This window comes from Spirosoma sp. 209, assembly GCF_002006735.1.
Taxonomy (GTDB): domain Bacteria; phylum Bacteroidota; class Bacteroidia; order Cytophagales; family Spirosomataceae; genus Spirosoma; species Spirosoma sordidisoli.
On sequence record NZ_MVEC01000001.1, the window covers coordinates 558,755 to 582,156 of the forward strand.

Annotated in this window: 18 protein-coding genes; 3 read left to right on the forward strand and 15 right to left on the reverse strand. The window is 54.0% G+C overall.

What is annotated here, in order from left to right:
- Positions 1–71 precede the first annotated feature (71 nt).
- The 7 genes from B1C80_RS02450 to B1C80_RS02480 form a co-directional block, all read right to left on the reverse strand.
- Positions 72–1,736 (reverse strand): NuoM family protein, encoded by a 1,665-nt coding sequence (locus B1C80_RS02450; RefSeq protein WP_077919447.1) that lies wholly within the window; start codon positions 1,734–1,736, stop codon positions 72–74.
- Positions 1,737–1,793: 57 nt separating this feature from the next.
- A complete protein-coding gene (locus B1C80_RS02455; protein WP_077919448.1) occupies positions 1,794–3,683 on the reverse strand; it encodes an NADH-quinone oxidoreductase subunit L in 1,890 nt (629 codons plus the stop codon).
- A 58-nt stretch (positions 3,684–3,741) separates the two neighbouring features.
- A complete protein-coding gene (locus B1C80_RS02460; protein WP_077919449.1) occupies positions 3,742–4,377 on the reverse strand; it encodes a 2OG-Fe(II) oxygenase in 636 nt (211 codons plus the stop codon).
- 29 nt (positions 4,378–4,406) lie between these two features.
- A complete protein-coding gene (nuoK, locus tag B1C80_RS02465) occupies positions 4,407–4,718 on the reverse strand; it encodes an NADH-quinone oxidoreductase subunit NuoK (RefSeq protein ID WP_077919450.1) in 312 nt (103 codons plus the stop codon).
- Between the two features lie 41 nt (positions 4,719–4,759).
- Positions 4,760–5,293 carry an NADH-quinone oxidoreductase subunit J gene (locus tag B1C80_RS02470; protein ID WP_077919451.1) on the reverse strand — a complete coding sequence of 178 codons (534 nt, stop codon included), beginning with the start codon at positions 5,291–5,293 and terminating at the stop codon, positions 4,760–4,762.
- A gap of 23 nt (positions 5,294–5,316) precedes the next feature.
- Complete coding sequence (locus B1C80_RS02475; protein WP_077919452.1) at positions 5,317–6,792, reverse strand: 4Fe-4S dicluster domain-containing protein; 1,476 nt, start codon at positions 6,790–6,792, stop codon at positions 5,317–5,319.
- Positions 6,793–6,875: 83 nt separating this feature from the next.
- Positions 6,876–9,284, reverse strand: a complete 2,409-nt coding sequence (locus B1C80_RS02480) for a thiamine pyrophosphate-dependent enzyme (RefSeq protein ID WP_077919453.1) — start codon at positions 9,282–9,284, stop codon at positions 6,876–6,878.
- Between the two features lie 243 nt (positions 9,285–9,527).
- Here B1C80_RS02480 and B1C80_RS02485 point away from each other — a divergent pair, with 243 nt between their 5' ends.
- The 3 genes from B1C80_RS02485 to B1C80_RS02495 all read left to right on the forward strand — a co-directional run bounded on the left by B1C80_RS02485 (position 9,528) and on the right by B1C80_RS02495 (position 12,225).
- Complete coding sequence (locus B1C80_RS02485; RefSeq protein ID WP_077919454.1) at positions 9,528–9,980, forward strand: DUF1573 domain-containing protein; 453 nt, start codon at positions 9,528–9,530, stop codon at positions 9,978–9,980.
- A gap of 158 nt (positions 9,981–10,138) precedes the next feature.
- A complete protein-coding gene (locus tag B1C80_RS02490; RefSeq protein ID WP_077919455.1) occupies positions 10,139–11,044 on the forward strand; it encodes a prohibitin family protein in 906 nt (301 codons plus the stop codon).
- Positions 11,045–11,073: 29 nt separating this feature from the next.
- The gene (locus tag B1C80_RS02495; protein ID WP_077919456.1) at positions 11,074–12,225 is read left to right on the forward strand and encodes an acyltransferase family protein; all 1,152 of its coding nucleotides are present in this window, start codon (positions 11,074–11,076) and stop codon (positions 12,223–12,225) included.
- A 194-nt stretch (positions 12,226–12,419) separates the two neighbouring features.
- On the opposite strand, the gene B1C80_RS02500 is transcribed toward B1C80_RS02495, so the two are convergent.
- The 8 genes from B1C80_RS02500 to B1C80_RS02535 form a co-directional block, all read right to left on the reverse strand.
- Complete coding sequence (locus B1C80_RS02500) at positions 12,420–13,373, reverse strand: alpha/beta hydrolase (protein ID WP_077919457.1); 954 nt, start codon at positions 13,371–13,373, stop codon at positions 12,420–12,422.
- 72 nt (positions 13,374–13,445) lie between these two features.
- Positions 13,446–14,690 (reverse strand): serine hydrolase, encoded by a 1,245-nt coding sequence (locus B1C80_RS02505; protein WP_077919458.1) that lies wholly within the window; start codon positions 14,688–14,690, stop codon positions 13,446–13,448.
- A 167-nt stretch (positions 14,691–14,857) separates the two neighbouring features.
- A complete protein-coding gene (locus tag B1C80_RS02510) occupies positions 14,858–16,372 on the reverse strand; it encodes a capsule assembly Wzi family protein (protein WP_077919459.1) in 1,515 nt (504 codons plus the stop codon).
- Positions 16,373–16,430: 58 nt separating this feature from the next.
- Entirely contained in the window at positions 16,431–17,810 is a 1,380-nt protein-coding gene (locus B1C80_RS02515; protein ID WP_077919460.1) for a sugar transferase, read from the reverse strand.
- 185 nt (positions 17,811–17,995) lie between these two features.
- A complete protein-coding gene (locus B1C80_RS02520; RefSeq protein ID WP_236648567.1) occupies positions 17,996–19,369 on the reverse strand; it encodes a capsule assembly Wzi family protein in 1,374 nt (457 codons plus the stop codon).
- A gap of 330 nt (positions 19,370–19,699) precedes the next feature.
- Entirely contained in the window at positions 19,700–20,242 is a 543-nt protein-coding gene (locus tag B1C80_RS02525; protein ID WP_077919462.1) for a T9SS type A sorting domain-containing protein, read from the reverse strand.
- A 1-nt stretch (position 20,243) separates the two neighbouring features.
- Positions 20,244–21,941: a TMF family protein gene (locus B1C80_RS02530; RefSeq protein WP_236648568.1), complete on the reverse strand. Its 1,698-nt coding sequence runs from the start codon at positions 21,939–21,941 to the stop codon at positions 20,244–20,246.
- 205 nt (positions 21,942–22,146) lie between these two features.
- Entirely contained in the window at positions 22,147–23,391 is a 1,245-nt protein-coding gene (locus tag B1C80_RS02535; RefSeq protein ID WP_077919463.1) for a WcaI family glycosyltransferase, read from the reverse strand.
- Positions 23,392–23,402 lie beyond the last annotated feature (11 nt).

Consider the following 23,402-nt stretch of genomic DNA (forward strand, 5'->3'; position numbering starts at 1 on the left):
CTTAAACAAAGTCCATACAACCTAGCAGTAACACAATTCACTATTTAGTCACTGGAAAAAGTATACACGATTTACTCAACGGCAAAACGAATCAGCCACTGGCCTATGGTCTGGCTGGTCAGGTCGAAGATCAAATTGGGAAACAGCCCCAGCGCCAGCGCCAACGCCCCCAGCGGCACCAGCAGCAGCTTTTCGCGCAGCGTCAGGTCGGTCAGGACCGATGCCATATCATGGCGGGACCAGGCCGTTCCGAAGAACATGCGCTGTAACGTCCAGAGAAAATAGGCCGCGGCCAGCAGAATACCCGACGTCCCCAATACGGTCAGCCAGCCCGGTATCCATTCGGACTGAAAACTGCCCATGAGCGTGAATAACTCGCCCACAAAGCCCGAAAAGCCGGGCAGCCCCAGCGACCCGAAAAAGGCAACCGCCGTCAGGATCGCAAACTGAGGCATCGGCTGCATCAGCCCCCGATACGAGTCGATTCGCCGGTCGTGGGTCCGGTCGTACAGTACCCCCGTCAGCAGAAACAGCATGGCCGACAGCACCCCGTGGCTGACCATCTGATAAACCGCCCCGTTGATACCTTCGGCCGTGAGCGACGCCACCCCCAGCAGCACGAATCCCATGTGCGATACGGACGAGTAGGCAATCATTTTCTTCAGGTCAGTCTGCGCCAGCGCGTTGAGCCCGCCATACACGATCGACAGCACCCCCAGCCCCGCCAGGCCGGTGGCATATTCGGCAGCTCCGTCGGGAAAGAAATTCCAGGCGATTCGCAGGAAGCCGTAGCCACCGATCTTGAGCAATACCCCCGCCAGCACCACCGAAATAGGCGTGGGGGCTTCAACGTGGGCGTCGGGCAGCCAGGTATGCAGCGGTACGATCGGCAGCTTGACCGCAAACCCGAGAAATACGGCCCAGAACGCCAGCATACGGGCCGGCATACCCAGCACGATCGGCTCAGCCGCCGGGTTCAGGAACGCATCGGGCAGGTAATTACGGCCATCGGCCAGGTAGCGCATATCGAAGGTGTGTACAATCTGGGCCGGGTTGAGCTGCCCCGCCTGTATGTGCGCCTGCAGCAGCCGGATCACCTCATCGGTCAGGGCCGAGGGGTCGGTGACGAAGCCAGCTGCCAGCGCCGTACTGACCGGGTCCATGACCGACAGATACAGCCCGATCATGACAAGCAGAATCAGCAGCGAACCGAGCAGGGTATAGAGAAAAAACTTGATCGACGCGTATTCGCGTCGGGGGCCGCCCCATAAGCCAATCAGGAAATACATCGGCAGGAGCATGAACTCGAAAAACAGGAAGAACAAAAAGAAGTCGAGCGCTACAAAGCAGCCCATCACCGTCCCCGTCAGCAGCAGATACAAGGCATAATAGGCTTTCTGCCGGTGCGTAATGGTCCAGGAAGAGACAACCCCCGCCAGCATCACCACCGCCGACAGCACCACCAGCGGCAGGCTGATGCCGTCTACCCCCACCAGGTAATCGATGGATGCGATACCGAGCCGCCCCAGTGGCAACGTAATCCAGTCGGCCTGTTCGAGCAACTGATAACCGCCTGCCGACCGGTCGAAGGCGGCATAGGCCAGCCCCGCCAGCCCTACTTCGAGGATCGTAACGCCCAGCGCAACCCATCGAAAGGCGGCCGTCTGGCGTTCGGGCAATAGGGCCACCACGAGCGAACCCAGCAGCGGCAGAAATATGAGTAACGAAAGCAGCATGTCTAGCGCGGTCCTGAACCGCCAGTAATCATCTAGTTGACCGAACGCTATGTCCGGTTATAGTATCCACCAAAGAACGATCAGCAGCCCTACAACGGCCGCTGTAATGTACGACTGCACCCGGCCGTTCTGCACCGAGCGCGTCAACCGACCCAGCCGACCCGCCAGCCAGGCCGCCCCGTTGACCAGCCCATCGACCCCGAACCGGTCAAAGGCATGGACCAGATGCGCCAGCACAACGCCCCCTATCCCCGCGCCGTTTACGGCTCCGTCGACCAGACGCTGATCAGCCCGGTTGAGCAAGGTCGCGGCTTTGATGGCCGGTGTGATGATGTACCACTGGTACGCCCGGTCGAGAAAGCCGTACTGCACCGAGAGCTGCACATACAGCCGGGCTGGATTAGGCTCCCGCATCCGAACGCCGAACCAGCCGCCCAGCAGCACCAGCATCACAGAAACAGGGGGTAACCAGAGCAGTTCAGCTTCGGCAGGCAGGGGCAGCAGGCCAAAAACCCAGCTCCCATGCGCGGAAAAAGGATTGATCGAAAACCAGAAAGCTACGGACAGCGCGGCCAGTATGACCACCGGTACGCGCATCAGTCCGTCTGCTTCGTGTACGCCCGACAGCGGTGCGGCTTCGGGCTGGTACTGACCCAGGAAAATCAGTCGCCACTGCCGCGCCATATACAGCGCCGTCAGTCCGGATGATAGCAACAGCAGTACTGGAATACCAGCAGCCAGGGAGATATCGGCGGTTTCGGCCCAGGCGAAGGCTCCGCCCAGAATCGCTTCTTTCGATAGGAAGCCCGAGAAAAGCGGTACGCCCGCCAGCGCTGCGGCACAGACCGTATAGGCCACAAACGTAACCGGCAACGCCCGACTCAACCCACCCATCTGCCGCATATCCTGCGTATGTACGGCGTGAATAACCGACCCGGCACTCAGGAACAGCCCAGCCTTGAAGAACGCATGGGTCAGCAAATGAAACAGCGCCCCGCCCACGTTTCCCATTCCCATGGCGGCCACCATCAGCCCCAGTTGCGAAACCGTCGAGAAGGCCAGCACTTTCTTGATATCAGTCTGGAAGAGGGCCGAATAGCCACCCCAGATGGTAGTGATCGTGCCGATCAGCACAATGACAGCCCGCGCATCGGGCGATAGCAGCGGCTGAATACGAGCCAGCAGAAATACACCAGCCGCCACCATCGTAGCCGCATGCAGCAGCGCCGACACCGGGGTTGGCCCTTCCATCGCATCGGGTAGCCACGTCAGCAGCGGAAACTGAGCCGACTTACCCACGCAGCCCATGAACAGACACAAACCTACCGCCGTGGGGGCTACAGCGTAAAGATCGGTATGGGTCAGCTGCGCCAGATCGAGCGTATCGTAGTAGTAATAGGTCAGAAAAATACCGATCAGCATGCCCATATCGCCAACCCGGTTCATCAGAAACGCTTTTTTAGCGGCCTGACTCGCAGCGGGCCGGTCAGCGTAGAAACCAATAAGCAGGTACGAAGCCAGCCCAACCAGCTCCCAGAAGGCGTACATCACCAGCAGGTTACCAGCCAGAACGATGCCCAGCATGGCGCCGATAAACAGTTGCAGATAGGCAAAATAGCGCGATAGCCGGGGCTCATCGTGCAGGTAAGACAGCGAATACATCTGTACAAGCAGGGCTACCCCGTGTACGATAACCAGCATAAGCCCCGCCAGCCCATCGACCCGGAAGCCAATATCGAATGAAATTCCCGACAGCGTTGCCCAGTCGGCCTGTAAGGTAAGCGGCTGCTCCGGGAGGTTCACCGCCAGCCCGATCGACCCGATCAGTCCCAGCGCCGTCAGCCCCACAGCCAATGGTCCCGCCAGGCGCCGGTTGGCCAGCGATACGGTCAGGAATCCGGCAAACGGCAGCAGTAACAGGCAAACAGCTAGTAACGATTGGAGCATTCCGAAGAAGGTTGGCGTCTCAGGCCGCAAATATCCCGATTCATCGATGGGAAACCAACTACCACCCAGCCGTTTTCAGCCATCCCGTCAGGCTCAGGCGGTCGCGGGTGGCCGGCAGCACCTCATGTTCCAGCCGGGCGCTCTCGAAACAAACCAGCCGCCCGCCGGTCGGGTTGACCCGGATCAGCTGTTCGCTCCCGTCGGTCTGGGGCAAATAAAATGCCAGCTGGCCCCCATCGGTCTCCTGCCAGTCGGCGTTGAGGTAACAGATGACCGACAGCTTCCGGCGCGAATCGCTCCGGAACTGATCGAGGTGGCGTTTGTAGAACGTACCCGGCGGATACAGGGCGTAGTGAAATTCGTAGTCGCGCAGGCCTAGAAAACAGGTCTGGTTAACGTAGTGCATAAAGGTATTGACCCGACCCAGAAAAGCCGCTTCGTCCGGCGTTGCGGTGGCCTCGTCGATCCACAGAATCTCGTCGCCCCGGATGGCCGTCTGTACGGTGACCTGTTCATTGCCGATACCCGCCACCCGAAACTGACCAGCCTGCCGCCGGTGATGCAGCTGCTGCGCCAGCGAGGCCACTTCGCCGGCTGAGAGAAACTCATCGACAATACCGTATCCTTCGTTCAGTATGCCATCGATGATGGATTCATATTGGTGAACAGGGAGTTCGTTATCAGGCTGGTTCATAGGTATATTCAGGTTGCGGCTCTTTATCACTACTGCCTCAGTTCGTTCAGCTCGTCGAGTTGAGCCGTTCGGAAATGACGATACACCTGCAGCACGATGGCCAGCGCTACCGCCGACTCCGCAGCCGCGACCACCATCACAAACAAAGCCAGCATCTGGCCCTGAATGCGGTCGGGATCGTACTGACTGAACGCAACCAGGTTGATATTGACGGCGTTGAGCATCAGCTCGATGCCCATCAGCACCACGATGGCGTGTCGTTTCAGCAACACTACGGCCAGGCCAATGCTGAATAGAGCGGCTCCAACGATCAGAAATAAATGGCTATCTACAGATTGCACGTTTGCCGGGGTTTAGCAGAAATTGTCAGAATGGATGAGGCTTATCGGGTCAGTCGGTTACTCGCCAGATAGGTAGCCCCGACCAGAGCCGCCAGCAGCAGAATACCAACGATTTCGAACGGAACAATGTACTCGGTCATGAGCTGACGGCCTACCGTTCTGATCGTACTTTCCCAGCCAACCGGCTGGTTCAGCAGGGCAAAGGAGGCCCGCGCCAGCAACGTGTACAAAGCCACAAACACGCCCCCCGACACCAGCAACGCCATACCCCACGAGTTGCCGATCCGGTTAGGCGACGGAATCTGGTTGGGCCGCTGGCTGTCGGTATTCGTTCCCGACCCGGCTTTGCTGGTCAGCATGACGCCAAAAATAACCAGCACCAGTACCCCACCTACGTAGATCATGATCTGGGCTACGGCCAGAAAGTCGGCACTGGCCAGTACGAACAGGCCTGCCACCCCCAGCAAGGTCAGGAGCAGAAAAAAAGCCGCGTACATCACATTCCGGGTCAGCAGCACCGCCAGCGCACTGACCAGCGTAAGGGCGGCAAAACCATAAAAAGCAAGTTGAATCACAGGTTGTAGGCGGTTTGGTCAGGTTATTCGGCTGCGTCTGGGTCCGACGCCGGTTTGTCGGCCGATGCATCCGGTGCAGGAGCCGCGGGTTTGGGCTTCATCGTCGGTCGGAAACCGGCCGGCTTCGGTGTAGGTGCTGCCGCCGATGGCGCTTCGGCCGGCTTCGGTTCGGGCTCGGCGGGTTTGGGCTTCATCGTTGGCCGGAAAGCAGGCCGGGGCCGGGCAGTATCCGTTGGCTCGGGTGCCTTTTCCAATTCAGATTCAGCGGGCATTGCTGGCTCCGGGAGAACGGCGGGCTTCGGTTTCATAGTTGGCCGAAAACCAGCCGGTTTCGGAGGTGCTTCGGGCGTATCGGGTGCTTTCTCACTGTCTGCGGGCGCAGCCGGTTTCATCGTTGGCCGGAAAGCCGGACGAGGCTTCGGTGTATCGGTCGACTCAGGAGCGGGCGGGGTCGCGGCCGGTGCGGGCTCGGTCGGAACCGGAGGGGTCGGCTTCATCGTTGGGCGGAAACCGGCTGGTTTCGGCTTCGGCAGGTCTTCCGGTGTCTTTTCCGCGCCGGGTTCGGCAGGTTTGGCCGCCGGTTTCATCGTTGGCCGGAAAGCCGGTTTAGCAGGCGAAACGGGCAGCTTCTCCGGCTCGGTGGCCGCTGGTTCGGCTTTTTCTTCGTCAGCTGGCGCGATTGGAGCGGGCGGCTCGGCGGGCTTCTGCGAAGGGCGGAATACGGGTCGTTTTTTGGCTTCTAACCCACCCTGCGCAATCTGCTGCATCTCGTCGGGAGTCGCATCGGTTGCTGGATGAGCAATAGCCCCGTCGGTCGAGTTGGCAGTTGGGTCGGGAGCCGCGGGTTTGGCCGTCGGCCGAAACACGGGACGTTTGGCAGCGGGTGCCATTGCTGGCTCACTGGCGGGAGTCGGTTGAGCGCGTTTGGCCGCAGCGGCCTGTTTGGCTTCTTCTTTCTCGCGGACAAACTGTTCGTAGAGGGCGCGCTTTTCGTCGGCCTCCTCGGGAGTTAGTTCAGCGAAACTATAGGTGAGTTTACCCAGCTCAAATTCGCTGTAATCGAAGGTCTTGTCCATCGTCAGGCACTCCGTTGGGCACACAACGGTACAGAGGCCGCAGTAGCAGCACTTGGCCATATCGATGTCGAACTTGGCGGCATACAGCCGGATCGGGGAGCCATCTGACGCCCGGCCTACTTCTTCCGTTGCTTTTATAGCATCGATGGTGATGCAGTCGACGGGGCATACCTTGGCGCATTTGTCGCAAACGATACAGTCGTCGATCTCGTTGCGAAGCCGGTAGCGTCCGTTGTCGGGAATCGGCAGCTGCTCGTGCGGATACTGCAGCGTTACAAGCCCATTCTGCTGATCGAAATAGTTGTCACTGGCAATGCCTTCCGGGGTTCGGCGGTGGGTAGCCTGGCGCAAATGCCGCCAGGTTAAGCTCAGTCCTTTCAGCGTTGTCCGAATCCCGGATCGTATATCCCTGATGTATGACATTGATGATTGAGCAATTGAGTGATTGAATGATTGAGCGCATCAGGTTGGTAACTCACACAATCACTCAATCACCCATTCACAACTTATAAGGGTGGAAACCGGGCGGGGTCGGCTTCGCTCATGAGCGAATAAACGACCTCGATCACGTCGTCAACGCTGGGTTTCGAAAAATAATCCCCATCGGAGCCGTAGGGTGGCCGGTGTGCTTTTGCCGATAATGTACGCGGAGCCGAATCCAGGTACCGATAGGCGCCCTGCTCGTCGACCACCTGCTGCATCATGAATGCCGACGCGCCACCCGGCACGTCTTCATCGGCAAACACGACCCGGTTGGTTTTCGAAATCGACGCTACGATCGAATGATGCACGTCGAACGGCAGCAGCGTCTGCGCATCGATCACCTCCAGGCTAATGCCCATAGCAGCCAGCTGGGTAGCGGCCTCCATCGCAATCCGGCACATGGAACCGTACGTAACCAGCGTTACGTCAGTACCGGATCGTAATATGTCGGGTACGCCCAGCGGCAGCGAGAACTCGGTGAGGTTATCGGGCACCCGCTCCTTGAGCCGGTATCCGTTCAACGATTCGATCAGCAGCGCCGGATCGTCACCTTTGATGAGGGTATTGTAGAAACCAACGGCCTGGGTCATGTTACGGGGCACCAACACGTGCATGCCGCGCAGGCTGCCGAGCATGGCACCCATGGGCGAACCCGAATGCCAGATGCCTTCGAGCCGGTGGCCACGCGTCCGCACAATGACCGGCGCTTTCTGACCACCGCGGGTGCGGTACTGCAAGGTTGCCAGATCGTCGGTCAGGGTGGGCAGCGCGTAATAGATGTAATCGAAATACTGAATCTCGACAATAGGCCGCAGCCCACGCATGGCCAGGCCAACGCCCTGTCCAATGATGGTTGTTTCGCGGATGCCGGTGTCAGTAATCCGAATCTCGCCGTATTTCTCCTGCAAGCCGGCAAATCCCTGGTTTACGTCGCCGATCTGCCCTACGTCTTCGCCCAGGGCTACTACGCGCGCATCGCGGCTGAAGAGGTTATCGAAATACCGCTGCATCAGCAGGTAGCCGTCCACCACGGGGCTCTCGTCCGAATACCGGGCGGGCTCTCCCGTAATCCGCATCGGCGACTCGGGCGACTGGCTATAGAGATGGGAGCTGAACCGTTCGGCGTTTTCGGCATTGGTACGGTCGAGCCAGGTCCGCAAGCCCTGCCTGGCCGTACCGGTATCGGTGCGCAGCAGCCGGAGTGCCTTACGAACAGCCGCTACCGAATCGCGCCGGAGCAGGGTGTTGGTCTTGCGCAGCTCCTCGCGGATGGCCATCAGCTCGGCCGCTTTCGGATGATTACGGGCCGATCGCTGCAGCAGATCGAGGGCTTCGTCGTGGTCGGCCTTCATCGACTGCTGGTAGGCGTTCCAGGCGTCGATCCGGGCTTTCTTGGCCACTTCCTTGGCCTGGGCCTCGATGGCATCGAGTTCGTCGTGGGTAGCGTAGCCGTTTTCCAGAATCCACTGGCGGAACGTCAGATTACAATCGTGCTCAGCTTCCCAGTTCAGCCGCTCTTTCGACTTGTACCGCTCGTGCGAACCTGAGGTCGAGTGGCCCTGCGGCTGGGTCAGCTCCTGCACGTGGACCAGAACCGGTACGTGCTGCTCCCGGCAGATGCGGGCGGCCTGCTGGTAGGTTTCCAGCAGCGCCACATAATCCCAGCCTTTAACGGTAAATATCTCAAAGCCTTTCTCGTCGGCATGATCCCGCTGAAAACCGGCCATCGCCTTCGAAATACTTCCTTTAGTGGTCTGATATTCAACGGGCACCGAAATACCGTATCCATCGTCCCAAACCGACATGAGCAGCGGCACCTGCAGCACCCCGGCGGCATTCATCGTCTCCCAGAACATACCCTGCGAGGTAGACGCATCGCCGATATTGGCATACACGATTTCGTTGCCATGGTGCGAGAAGGCCGGCATGTCGTGCAGCGCCGGATTTTGCCGGAACAGCCGCGATGCGTACGCCAGCCCCAGCGAACGGGGAATCTGCCCGGCTGTCGGTGCAATATCGCATACGGAATTATACTGATCTGTCTGACTGCGCCAGAGGCCCTGCTCATCGAGCCAGCGCGTGGCATAGTGGCCATTCATGGAACGCCCGGCCGTGTTCGGATCGTGGGCAACGTCGGTATGGGCATAAAGCTGGGCAAAAAACTCCGTCCAGCGAAGCTCGCCCAACGCGGCTACAAAGGTCTGATCGCGGTAGTACCCCGACCGGAAATCACCCCGGCTAAACGAGCGGGCCGCTGCCAGCTGGGCCAGTTCTTTCCCGTCACCGAAGATACCGAATTTGGCCCGCCCGCCCATAACATCGCGCCGACCTAACAGGCTAACCTGTCGGCTTTCGCAGGCCAGTCGATAGTCAGATAGGATTTTTTCACGACTTAGAATATCAGCCGAGCGGAGTTGTTCGTTTGCTATCACAGCAGAGCTACGGGTTGAAAAAGTCCGGAAATTAATTTCTTGATGAAGTGCTACAGGGTGGTAACGTTCTACAACCATGTAAAAGTAAAAGTAAGATAAAAGTTAGCAGCTTTCAAAAAAACGATTTTCTCTGTTTCTTTGTTGACCCGACAGCGACCAACAAGAATTTGGCAAACTGTTTGCTCTGACAACATTTAATCGGCAAAGTATCTTAACAACCAAACCATAATTCCGTTTAGTCCAATGAAAAAGATTTTTTCACTTTTCGTAGCTTTATTTGTGCTGGTCGCAGTTAGTTACGCCCAAAAAGGAGTCATGAAGTTTGCGAAAGAAACGCATGACTTCGGCAAGATCGAGCAGGGCAAACCCGCTACGCATGTGTTTGAGTTCAAAAATACAGGCACCGATCCAATCATCATCAACGACGCGCAGGCTTCCTGCGGTTGCACCAAGCCCAGCTTCTCGCGCGAGCCGGTGATGCCCGGCAAAACCGGCACGATTTCGGCTACGTACAATGCCGCTGCCGCTGGTCAGTTCACCAAAACGGTAACGGTAACGAGCAATGCCGAGTCAGGACAAACGGTTCTGTATCTGAAAGGCGAGGTTGTTTCGCAGAAAGAAGCGGCTACCGCAGCCGCTCCGGCAGCAGCCCCAGCTCAGAAAAGCGCTAAAAAAAGCACCAAGACTTCACGCTAACACGCTGAAGGGTTAATAGTGTGGTCAAGAAAGGCATCTGGTCGTTTACCGGATGCCTTTTTTCGTACCTTAGGGATAACTTGTACCAAGAGACCGGCCTGAAACGGGGCTCTTTTTTTACGCATACCCACATACCCCACTGTTAACTGATATGCCCCATGTTTCTCCCTATCCTTGGCCTCCTGATCCTGATTGCCGGCTTTGCCGTTAATACACCGGCTCTTACTTTTTCGCGGTATGCGCGCCCCCTCAAACTGATCGGCGGCATCCTGATCGTACTGGGCTTCCTTACATCCAGCATCCGGCAGATCAACGCAGGTCAGGTAGGCGTTATCACCCTGTTCGGCAATGTCGACGACCGCGCTCTTCAGTCTGGCCTCAATTTTGTTAACCCCCTGGCCCGGGTCACCGAATACGACATCAAGACGCAGAACTACACCATGTCGGCCACCCACGACGAAGGGGAGCGCCAGGGCGATGATGCCATTCGGGTACTGACGGCCGACGGGCTGGAAGTCGTCATCGACCTGACGGTTCTGTACCGGGTTATTGCCACCGACGCCCCGAAAATCCATGCGCTGATCGGTACAGATTATACCGACAAGGTGGTTCGCCCCATTACCCGGACCCGCATCCGCGACAACGCCGTATACTACGACGCTGTGGCCCTCTACTCTACCCGGCGCGATGAGTTTCAGAACCGCATCTACAAAACCATAGAGGCCGATTTCCGGAAGCGAGGCCTGTTGCTCGAGCAACTGCTGATCCGCAACATCGATCTGCCCGCATCGGTAAAGAAAACCATCGAATCAAAAATCAACGCCGAACAGGACTCCCAGAAGATGCAGTTCGTGCTGGCTAAGGAGCGGCAGGAAGCTGAACGGAAACGGGTCGAAGCACAGGGCATTGCCGACTATCAACGCATCCTCTCAACGGGGCTCAGCGACCGGCAACTCCAGTACGAGCAAATCAAAGCCCAACGTGAACTGGCGGCTTCGCCTAACGCCAAAATCATCATCATGGGCGGGCGGGGTACTACGCCATTACTTCTAACCGATAAATAAGCAGCCGTTCTGCCGTTACGCTCCTCCCTATGCAAACTGCTCCTTCTTCGGCCCAGGAGCCAGCCCTGGCTCAACCCGCCCCGATCCGGCGGCTGCTCTCCCTCGACGCCCTGCGTGGCTTCGACATGTTCTGGATTATGGGTGGTGAAGAAATTTTTCACGTCCTGGCCCGAACAACGGGCTGGGCCTGGGCCGTACTAATGGCCGACCAGTTCACCCACGTTGCCTGGAACGGATACCGCCCCTACGACAATATTTTTCCGCTCTTTCTGTTTCTGGCAGGTGTATCAACGCCCTACTCGCTCGGGAGCCGGCTGGCGCGTGGTCATAACCGGGCTGCGCTGGCGCGCAAAGTAATTCAGCGGGGGCTTATTCTGGTCCTGCTGGGGGTTATCTACAACAATGGTCTGTTCGTGAAGCCGTTTGCCGAACTCCGTTTTCCGAGCGTGCTGGGCCGCATCGGGCTGGCGGGCATGTTTGCCCAGCTGATCTACCTCTACGTTCGTAATGAGCGTAGCCGATACGCGCTGTTTGCCGGTATCCTGCTCGGTTACTGGGCGTGGCTGGTGCTGATCCCCGTACCGGGAGCCGGAGCAGCGGGTAGTCTGACGATGGAAGGCAGCTGGGTCGGCTACGTGGATCGGCTGCTGGTGCCCGGCCGGCTTCATAAAGGTATTCACGATCCTGAAGGGCTCCTGTCTACCCTTCCCGCCATCGGAACCGCTATGCTGGGCATATTTGCCGGTACTCTCCTCCACCGACGCGATGTGAGCGACCGTTTCAAGCTTCAGTGGCTCGTGCTGGCCGGGGTGGTTTGTCTGGCGCTGGGCTGGCTCTGGAATCTCGTATTTCCGGTCAATAAAAACCTGTGGACCAGCTCATTTGTGCTGGTGGCGGGCGGCTGGAGTTTTCTGATGCTGGCCCTTTTTTACTGGATCATCGACATACAGGACAGCCGTCGGTGGGCCTTTTTCTTCGTTGTCATCGGCACCAACTCGATCCTGATTTACCTGGCTGGCGAAGTGATTGATTTCGAGCACGCGGCTCATTACCTGTTTGGCGGGCTGCTGGCCTTCTTCAGCGAGCCGGTTCGGGCGTTGGGTGGGGTACTGGCGTTTCTGGCCGTGAAATGGGGCTTTTTGTACGTGCTGTACCGCCAAAAATTGTTCTTACGGGTCTGACCGTATCGATCAGCTTGTCTGGATGGTCATCGATCCCGAAGATACCGCCCCGCTGGGGCTGGGTACAGGGAAACAGGTAGCGGCATCTATGAACATATTGCCCCTCCGGGGCTTGGTGGCGGATGACATCAGGAGAAGTACCACCCGTTGACAGGACTCACGCTGGTGGCTGCCTGCTTTAGGTACAAAAGATATTAGTTGGCCAGGCCCATGGCGGTGAGCCAGGCCTGACAGGCGCTGGGCCAGCTGTTGAGCGACCCAAACTTTTGCGTACGCAAACCGTATCCATGCCCCCCTTTCGGATACAGGTGCATTTCGGCCGGTACGTTGTGTTTCAGGCAGGCCAGATAATACAGGATGCTATTCTCCACAGGCACACCCTTGTCGTCTTCGGAGTGTACCAGAAAGGTGGGGGGCGTCTGCGCCGATACCTGTAGCTCATTCGAGAAATCAGCAATCAGTTCGGGCGACTTATTGAGAGTACCCAGCAGCTTATCGCGCGACCCTGTGTGGGCTTTCTCACCGAACGTAATGACGGGATATAACAAAATCGCAAAATTGGGTCGGGCCGCGTCCGGTCGGGCCACGTCTGGTCGGGCCGCGTCCGGTCGGGCTGACGCGGGTGGTCGCTGATAGTGGGTCGATACGGTAGCGGCCAGATGACCGCCGGCTGAGAAACCCATGATCCCTATTTTGGCCGGATCGATACCGTAACGGCCCGCCTGTTGCCGAATCAGCGTCAGCCCCTGCAAAGCATCCATCAGCGGTACCTCGTGCTGATTGGTCATAATTTTCGGATCGGGCAACCGATACTTCAGCACAAACGCCGTGATCCCCATCTGGTTGAACCAGCGCGCAATATCTTCACCCTCATGACTAGCGGCCAGAATACTGTAACCGCCACCGGGACAAACCATTACAGCCGCTCCCGTTGCTTTTCCTTTCGGCGGCAGGTAGGCCGTTAGCGTCGGAACCGACACGTTGCTGATCCGTAGAATGCCGTCCGTGGTTTCGGCTTTTTCGGTAATCGATACGTTGGGGAGTGCATTCGGGATAGCCCCGTCAGGCCATAGTTTCAGTACTTCCTGTGAGTGAGCTACGGAGCCCAGTACGGTGGTCATGACTACAGTAAGAAGAAAAGCGCGCATGTAAACAGAGGTAGGCCGACAAACCAACAGGCACCTACACAGTTCCAAAGCGAACAGCTCGGGCGGCTCTACTCATATTTCTACCTCACTGTCGGTGGTTGGGGTCGCTTCTTTCGAGCCGCTGTTCAACACCTCGATCAGCTCCTTTACGCGGTAAACCGTCTTGTTATAGCGATTGCCCAGAATAATGATGACGTACTCATCCTTGGGACTGAACCAGAACATGGTGTTATAGCCCTTCCACCAGCCGGAATGGTAGATGTATTCAGGTTTGTTCAGACCGTCGAGCATCATCCGGAAACCGTACCCGTAATTTTTGGCCCCTTTCCGTTCAAAACTCCGCGGAATGAAGGCTTCGGCCAGGGTCTTTTTCTGGAGCAGACAATCGCCGTTCAGCGCCCGGTACCATCGGAAGAGATCGCCCGTGGTCGAGTAGATGCCCTTGTCCCCTACCACATCGTCGTAATAATCTTTGGGAATCCGGCGGTTCCATTGGTAACCCGCCGTTCGATGGTGATTGATGGAGTCGTTCCTGGTGGTGGCCACGAAGGTCTGGTGCATGCCCAGCGGATCGAAAATGTTTTTCTTGATAAACGCTTCGTAACTCTGCCCGGTCGCTTTCTCAATGATTGACGCCAATACCATGTAATTCGTGTTGCTATAGCTGAAGCCGCGGCCCGGAATATTGTAGGCTTTAGGGGTTGGCTTCACCGTAGCAAACCAATGCATAATGGTCGCGTTGGTCGGATATGGCTTTTCTCTCTTGTAGAAGTTCACCTTCATACTGTCGTCGAAAGCGTAGGCGTAGTTGGGCAGTCCGCTCCGGTGGCTCAGCAACTCCCGTATCGTAATCCCATGGTACGGAAAGTCGGGATAGAACTTCTGAATGGTGTCTTCGAGCGAGAGCTTACCGGCTTCGATGAGCTTCAGGGTACCGACCGCCGTAAAAGTTTTCGACAGCGAAGCCAGCTGGAATTTAGAGTCATCGACCAGCGTATCCCGCTGATTTCGCTCAAAATGGCCCAGACCGAAACAGTTCCGGTACAGAACGATGCCTTTCTGCGCCACCAGCACATTGCCGTTAAGGCCCTCCCGAACCTTCTGCCGGAAAATGGCTTCGATCTGCTGCGACTTCTGCTCAGCATTGATTTGCCGTCGAATAGCCTGTTGTTCGTCGGCTGAAACAACCTGTTCATCAGCACAGGAGCGCAGCGCGCGCGCCGACTTATTCAATTCCTTCTGAGAATTCTGACCGCAGGAGAACCCGACAGTGACAAGAAACAAGATACTATAACCGATACGACTCATCCGCACCATCCTCACGCACTATTATAGGCTAATTACACAGACTAACTTGAGCAAAAATAGGGATTCTTACCAAAGCGAATTACTACACTTTGCCGGTCTGCCACAAATAATAGGCAAAAACTTACCAATGGCCTCGACGGGGAATAACCAAGTTGGGGTAAAAAATCTTTTCACGATCAATAAGAACTTCTAGCAGCCTGAGAATTGGCCGGCCGGCTGAACAGGCCCGACTTCCGCAATCCAAGGTAGGCTCCTACGCTGTTGGGCAGCAAGCCACCCGAGTCGAGCGCCAACGAGCCGTTCAGGGTCGTTCCGCCCAGTATATTTAGGGGCACAGATGCCGTCAGCAATCCCGAAAACTGCGTAGGAAGAGTCAGGTAAGGCGATGGGTAGGTACCGGCATTGATGCTGTACGAAAGCCGGGTCGTTACATCGACCGTACCGAACAGCAGGGCGCTAACCCCCAGGTGGTACGCACTAACCCGGTTATTTACAATACCGGTACCTGTTGACAATTCAGGGCGCGATTCGTCGGCAGCAGTCAAAAAAGGTGTACCAATAGTTCTTCTAAAATAAACCCATCCGTCCTGAAACTGACTGTGATTGAAGTAATTATCCCGCCCCCGCCGACGGTCATCATCGATCACGAACTCATCTCCGCCCTGACTACCCGTAAACAGGTACTCGAACGTAATCTGACGGAGAGAGAAAGCCCCTTCAGCCGGGATATTCCTGTTTTTCAACCGCAATCCGTTCAGGCCGTCGGCGATGTTTGTACCGTAGAACAGCGATCCGTCATCGTACAGAAACTGGCGATACACGTACACATTCCAGCCACCAATATCAGCATCAGCCGCCAGATCGACAGACCCCAGGTGGTTGCCGATCCGATTTTCTTCAAACGAAGTAACTACGTTATCATTCTGGAAGTTACCCCGCGAACCAAGAACTACCGCCGGATAATAGCGAAGCGTAGAAGGCAGCTGACCATTAACGGCCACGTTGGGACTAAGTACACCCGGAGCAGCCTGACCTGCCCAGATTACCTGGTGGTTGAAGCCCGCATAGAGTCGAAACGGCCAGGTGGTTTTTCCTAACCGGCCGTACAGATACTTTTGATGCAGAAAAGAGCCTGTGATCTGACGCCCCGTGTTCTCGAACCATCCGTGCGAGTAGGCGCCCAGAAAGGAGATAATTCCCCTGGTAAATGGAATACTGGTGAAGGTAGGAACGCCGATCTGAATTTTCGGAATGGGCAGGGCGTTACCCGACCAGGCATAGGCACCGGTTGTCAGCAGGGTATCGACCAGACCAACCAGTTCGCGCCGACGACCCGCATAGAGTTCAAAAGCCCCCAGTCTGCCTTTTATATAAGCCTCCGGTACTAAAACCTGATTGGTTGCTCCGGCATTGGCAACGACATCAAGGCCATAACCCCAGTCGATTTTAGGCCGGTAGCCAGTGCTGTCGGCAGCTCTGTAGTCTGATTTCAGGCCGGCACTAAAGCGGGCGATCGAGCCATTCAGAGGTACTGTACCGTACTGATTAGCCCGGAGCCAGAAGGGCGTCTGATCAGAAGCTACCAGTCCGCCCGCTTCCAGATGATAGGCATTCGTTCGTTGACGTTGAGCCTGCAGGCCATGACTCGTAACGAGCCAAAGCCCCAGCAATAAAATACGGGTTATCCTCATAGATAAAAAACGGCTCTGCGTTGGTCAAAACCGTTTTGTTGCATTACAGGCTGGCTATTTATTTGCCACGTCCCTGGGCCATGACACGCAGGGTCTGCGCAATGATCCACATATCAAAAAAGAACGACCGACGCTCGGGATACAGCAAGTCGTACCGCAGGCGCTGAACCATCTCATCGATCGTGGCGGCATAGCCAAACTTAATTTGACCGATCGATGTGATACCGGGCTTCACCTTCAGCAGCGACCGGTATTCAGGTGCAACCTCAACGATCTGATCGATGAAGAACTGCCGCTCGGGCCGTGGGCCAACGACAGACATGTCGCCTTTGAGCACGTTAACGAACTGAGGTATTTCATCCAGACGGGTCTGGCGCATGAACCGCCCCCAGGGCGTGATCCGGCTATCGGCCAGGCCACCCGACAACGATGGGCCCGCTTTCTCAGCGTTCACGTACATACTACGGAACTTGATGATTTTGAACGGCTTGCCACCCCGTCCGATTCGCTCTTGTGCGTAAAAGATAGGGCCTTCCGATGTCAACTTCGTAATCAATGCCAGCACCAGAAATATCGGCATGCCAATTAAAAGCGCTCCCAGCGAAAAGGCGATATCGAACCCCCGCTTCAGCATGTTGACCCTGAAGTCGGCCAGCATTTGCGACGACAGGTTCAGAACCGGCAGGAAATCATGGTACTCAACCGAAGCGCCCCGCGTCAAAAATCCGCGAAAGTCTACCAGCAGCTTTACCTGGTAGTTTTCGTCTTCGGCCTGATCCACAATCTCTTTCAACTTATTATTATCAATGTAGGGCATACAGCAGTATACACAGTCTATATTCTGTTCTTTGATATAACGGGCTAAGTCGTTATAACCGCCGGTCAGCATAGACTTGTTCTCGTCGGTGGCATGATCAAAGTATCCCTGAAACCGGAATCCCATTTCGGGATGCAGTTCGTAGAAACTTTGAATCGTACTGGCCAGCTTGCCATAGCCGACCACGATATACCGTCGGTTGTTATATCCACGCGCCCGATACTCTTTCAAAAAGACCAGCCCGCCAATCCGAAAAGCGGCAGCCATACTGGTAAACAGCACGTACGTTATCAATAAATGCTCTCTGGAGTAATAATAGCCTTTTATAGCTACCCAGCATATAGAGATGACCGCTATATGCAGCGCCATCAGGAAGAGCAATTTCTTTATTAAATGGTCCGCTTTAAAAAGCTGACGAGGAAACGTATAGGGCTTGAACAGCAACACCTCAACCAGCCACACCAGATTAAACAACACCCACAGCAGCGCATAGGGCGGTTCTGAAACAGGCTCGATGGCCCTAAATTTTATCCAGTATGCCCCTACAAAAGCCGCGTTCAGGCTGAGAAAATCAGCAATTACGTGCAGTGGAAAGAACAATATTGAATAACGATGCCTCATACCTTTTTGCAAATCCAGATGGACTCTATTGACTCATCATATGGACTACCTACGCTAAAATAAGGCATTCGGTTGACCAACACCTGCTAAATTATCCTACGGTTCGTGTGGCGAGTCCGCAAATTACGAAGAAAACAGGGGGTGAGTATATGACATTTATTAAAGGGCGCTGAGCTCCCAACGCGTCAGGGCGTCGACGCCAAAACCTTACGAAGACTCAAAAATGTACCCACTCCGTTCTTGTATAAAGTGCCTGCATCTACCGCCACACTACCCGTTATGTCCAGTCCGCCCGCTATGGCCAGCGGTACAACCATACCCAGGTAGCCGGAGAACTGGTTACGGGCGGGGTTATATGGCTCATCATACGTTCCCAGATTTCGGCTAAACGAGGCTTTGAGCTGATACGAGATAGGCGACTGCAGGGCCGATCCCCGAACAGGAAGTTCACCCGCCAGTCCCAGGTGCAGAACCGTCACCCGGTTGTTGACCGTAAAGGTACCGTACGGATATTCCCCGTTCGGACCCAGTGCCGGCGGAATAAACGGTGTTCCGATCGTGTGCTGTCGGTAGGCCCACCCGTCGCGAAACTGCTGGTGGTTGAAGTAATCGTCCTTACCCCGACGTTTGGGATCTTCGAGCACAAATTCCGGTCCACCCTGGCTGGTTGTGTTCAATACTTCGAACAGGATATCCCGAACCAGGGCATGTGGGTCGTTCCGTCGGATGCGTATTCCGTTCAGCCCATCGGCTACATTGATGAGCGAGTATATGGAGCCGTCTTCAATCAGGCTCTGCCGATACATAAATAATGTATGGCGAACCAGATCGATCTCAGCCGCTATGTCGATCGAGCCAACATGATTTCCGACCCGGTTGGTTTGGTCGAAAAACGTATATTTAGTCGTATCGGTCCGCCCTTTATTGATGCCGGTCACTACGTAAAAATAGTCGATTGGCCCCGACGGCAGTTTGCCCCCGGCGGGTATGGTGCCGGGTATCCCGGTTGGATCAGCCGCCTGCCCGCCCCAGACTACCTGGTGGTTGAAGCCGCCATAAAACCGAAATACCTCATTGGTTCGGCCCAGCCGGAGGTATAACGACTTCTGGTGGAGCATGGTGTTGCGGATGTAGCCCGATGCGGCCAGGTAACCATGCGCATAAGTACCCTGAATAGCCACCCAGCCTTTTGTAAAGCCAATCGGCGTAAACACCGGGATAGCGATCTGAATCTTGGGAACCGGCATCGCATTGCCCGACCAGGCATAAGAACCCGTAGACAGGGTCGAATCGGCCAGCCCAAACCGTTCGCGACGGCGGCCTACGTAGGCTTCAAAAATACCCCGGCGTACTTTCAAGTAGGCTTCGGGCAACAGCACCGCGCGCTCGTACGGTAATTTGTTCTGAGCCGCATTGGCTACCACATTGAGGCCGTACCCAAAAACATATTTTTTCGGAGAGGAGCGGTATTCGGTGCTATCGTATTCGCTGTATATACCGGCCCTGACCGTAAATACCGGCGACTGATTCGGGACGATACCGAATTGGTTGGCACGCAACCAGAAAGGAGTGGCAGTCGACGAGGACAGATACGTGCCTGCTTCAATGGAGTATTGGGTAGGCTGCCGAAGTGGCTGGGCTTGTAGGGTAGAACAAACAGCAGCCGTGCTGATCCATGCGTACAGAAGACACCTAGAGGGGAAAATACGCATTAGAGAGGAAGTCTGATTCCAGAAAGAACATACAATAATAATGATTGAGCAGGGCCTTTATTGCCAGCCTGATCAGGAATTGAGCCTGAGGCCGCGGACAAATATAGGTCATAAAGGCGAAGAGACCCACGTACGGTACGTGGGTCTCTTCGCCTTTATGACCTATGTATTATAGAGTTACTTCTTAATAATCCGGCTCACCGCCCGCTGTTGGTTTGCTTCTACAATAGGCATATACACGCCCGACGACAGGGAAGCAGGTTTCCACTCCACGCGATGCTGGCCCGCTGCCTGGGTTTCGTCCTGCAGCAGTTTCCCGACCACTTTCCCCTGCGCATCCGTTACCCACAGGTTGACTTTTCCGTCGGCAGGCAGGTAGTAGTCGATGGTCGTTACCTGATCGAACGGATTGGGAAATGCATTGAGCTTAAGCGGAAACTCCGATCGGCCGGCCGACAGGGTTACGGGTTTGATAAAGGCCGTAAAGGTGCTCCCTTGTCTGGCTTCGAAACCAGGCAGTAGCGTCACCGACCGGCCCGCCTGATAGTCGACGGTAGATGCCGCGTTAACCACATTAACGGCTTCGATCGTTTCAACAGCCTGTTCCAGATGCTGACTGCCGCGGTCGTAACTGATCTGAATACGGAGATGCTGGGTTGGCGCCTGGGCCAGACACCATAGCGATGAGCAACAGATCAACAGAGTGAGTAGCGTGCGCATCTTATTTCCGGGTTTTACCATGTATACGACTGATACGCTGCTCCAGCTGACGGCTTTTCTTCGTCAAAGCGTCATTCTGCTTTTTCAATTCGATGACGTAGAGGGTTAGTTCTTCAACTTTCTCCAGCAGTTTGGCCTGCATCTGCCCTACATCGACGCCTTCTTTAACAACCTCCTCGGCAGACGGAACGCCCGGCAGATGTTTGTTCTGCTGTATGTATGTATCTACTTCGTTAAGGCTACGGAGCCGGTAGCTGGCATCGAACACCCGGTCAGACCAGTCGTTGGTGCTTTTAACCGCTACTTTTACTTTTTCGGTGAGCACGCCGTCGGCTACATAGAGCCGGTAGCCCGCTGGCGTTTTAGACACGCCCGGCCCGATCACGACCCCACCGGTGTTCGTATTCACCAGGTTATCGCCGTCAGCTACCCAGGCCGTTTCTTCTGCGGCCATCCGGGCCGAACCATTTGTGCTACCTAGTACCACATCACCGTTGGCGTCTACAGTCAGAAACTTGGTAGTGTTCAAGGCCGTAGCCGGGCTGCTCGATTTCAGGTTGGTCAACCGCAGGCCCGACGTGTTTGTACTGGCACTAACCACCTCCAGTTTATTGGCAGGCGCTGAGGTGCCGATGCCAACGTTGACTGCATTTCCTAAAACCATACTGTTGCTTTGGCTAACAATAGCGTTAGATCCAATAGCAATTGCATTAGTTACGTTTACAGAGTTTGAACTCACCCCAGATTGGTACCCAACAAACACATTGTCCGAACCCGATGACACGCCAAAAAAACCAGCATACTGGCCAAGGTACACATTTCTATTACCAGAAACATTCCCATAACCAGACCCGTCTCCAATAGTAGTGTTACCACTACCCCCCTTGTTATTTAAACTAGAGGCATTACCGATGAACAGGTTAAAACTACCACTCGTGTTTCCAGATCCAGCTAACTGGCCCATGAATAAATTACTGCCTCCAATGGTATTACTTTGCCCCGTATTAAAACCAATGAACACATTATTGCTGCCAGACTGATTACTTTGCCCTGCTCCATAACCGACAAATGTATTAGCTTGACCAGCATTACTTGTTCCAGAATTAGCGCCTATAAATGTGTTTTGAACCGCAGTTGTACTTGATGCACCAGAAAGAGATCCAATATATGTATTACTATAGCCACTACTGTTACTTCCACCTGCATCAGATCCGATAAATGTATTATCATTTCCGGAAGAGTTGGAATATCCTGCTCCAGTGCCTAAAAAAGCATTGTTTGCTCCATTATTAAAGTATCCAGACCTATGTCCGACGAAGACATTGTTGTAACCCAAGGCGTTTGAATAACCTGCCTCAGTGCCTAAAAATGTATTCTGATTCCCCGTGATATTACCAAATCCGCTTCCATACCCAAAAAATGAGTTGTTCTGTCCAGAAGAGTTCGCTCTACCAGATAATGCACCAGTAAACACGTTCTTAGTACCTGCCATATTACTGATTCCAGCACCACTCCCAATTAAAGTATTACTGGCTCCTGTCATATTGAGACTACCAACTCCCACACCGATCAAGGTATTTTCTGATCCAGGTGTAGACGATGCAGGTGCTGTGACAACTAAATTTCCTTGTGCATACAGGCCTTTATACCCAAACAGCAATGCTGACATCAGAACAGCTTGTAAGTAAATTTTTCTCATATTTGAAGAATGTTTTGTATTATCCGTTAAATTTGCTCAATTTATATTACCTGTGCAACATCGTTACAAGTTTAACTTTAAAAAACAAGTCAACGTACAGTTTTGCGGTTGGCACTTACAAGGCAGTTATTTGTGAAGAATCTTACAACTAATATTAACCAAAACTGAAGAGGTATTAGCGATCACAAAATTCATGCCAAACCCTTTATTTACGCTTACTAACAGACATTATTTTTTTTTCATAAGGCAATAATAAAGTGTCCTTATTTAACATCAAGACAGCATAACGCCGTGCATTTTCCTTTAATTTAACTAAATTATCTGAAATAGCTAAGTCTAGTATGGCTTGCGCTAATAATTCAGCACTCTCAGGCTGGACAATTAGGGCGACATTATCAGAAATTAGTTGTTGAGCCAAAAGAGATGATTCCTCAGCAGTAACAATAGTAACTCCTCCAGAGGCTAGTATAGTTGTTAGTTTAGAAGGCATAACAATATTAGTCATACCTCTCTTTTGAATAACAACATGTATATCTGCAGTAGACATTAGCCGAGGAAGATCCTCATAAGGGACACCAGGGCCAAAGAAAACATTTGATAGTTTTCGTTTATGTGAATCAGCTAAAAGCATTTGTTTAATTGCACCTTCCCCATTAATCAGAAATTTAATTGACTTGTTTGAAATAAGTATCTCTGCAACATCGAGTAGAATTTCTAAACCTTGTTTAGCGCCTAAGTTACCAGCGTACATTATTACAAGATCAGAGGGCTGAAACCCATACAAGGAACGGAATGACTCATGTTTGTTTAAAGGCCGAATAAATTTAGTATCCACCCAGTTGGGTAGCATAAAGAACTTATTAGATTGTACCCCCTTACTAAGAATCATATGCCTCATTCCTAAGCCTATACTGGAAACTACCGTAGCTTTCTTAAGTAGGAATTTTTCTATATTACCAAGTAAATATAATAGTCTCTCATTTTTAATTAAACCAAGTGTTCGAGCTGCATCAACCTGCAAGTCCTGAATATGAAATAGATAAGGGATATGTTTTAATTTGCCATATAAGTAAGGCAACAAGCCTATAAACATTGGAGGTGAAACACATACTACTGCATCATAATTAGAAAAAAAAACTTTTAACCACACAGGAAATGAACTAACAGCAAAAGAGATTTCATGTAAAATACGCTTAAAACCAGAAGGATTCATAGGTACATACAAAGGGCATCTGTATATAGTCACATTATTTAACTTATCGACAGTCCAAAGTTTTCCACGATAAGCAGGATCAATTTTCCATTTTGGATAATGCGGATGAGTCGTAATTACGTCAATACTATGGCCTCTTTGGGCCAACCAGTCAACTAACTCCCCATTATATTTACCACTACCTGTCAATTCGGGAGTGAAATTTGCTGCATAAAACAAAAGTTTTAACTTTTTCATAACTATTATTT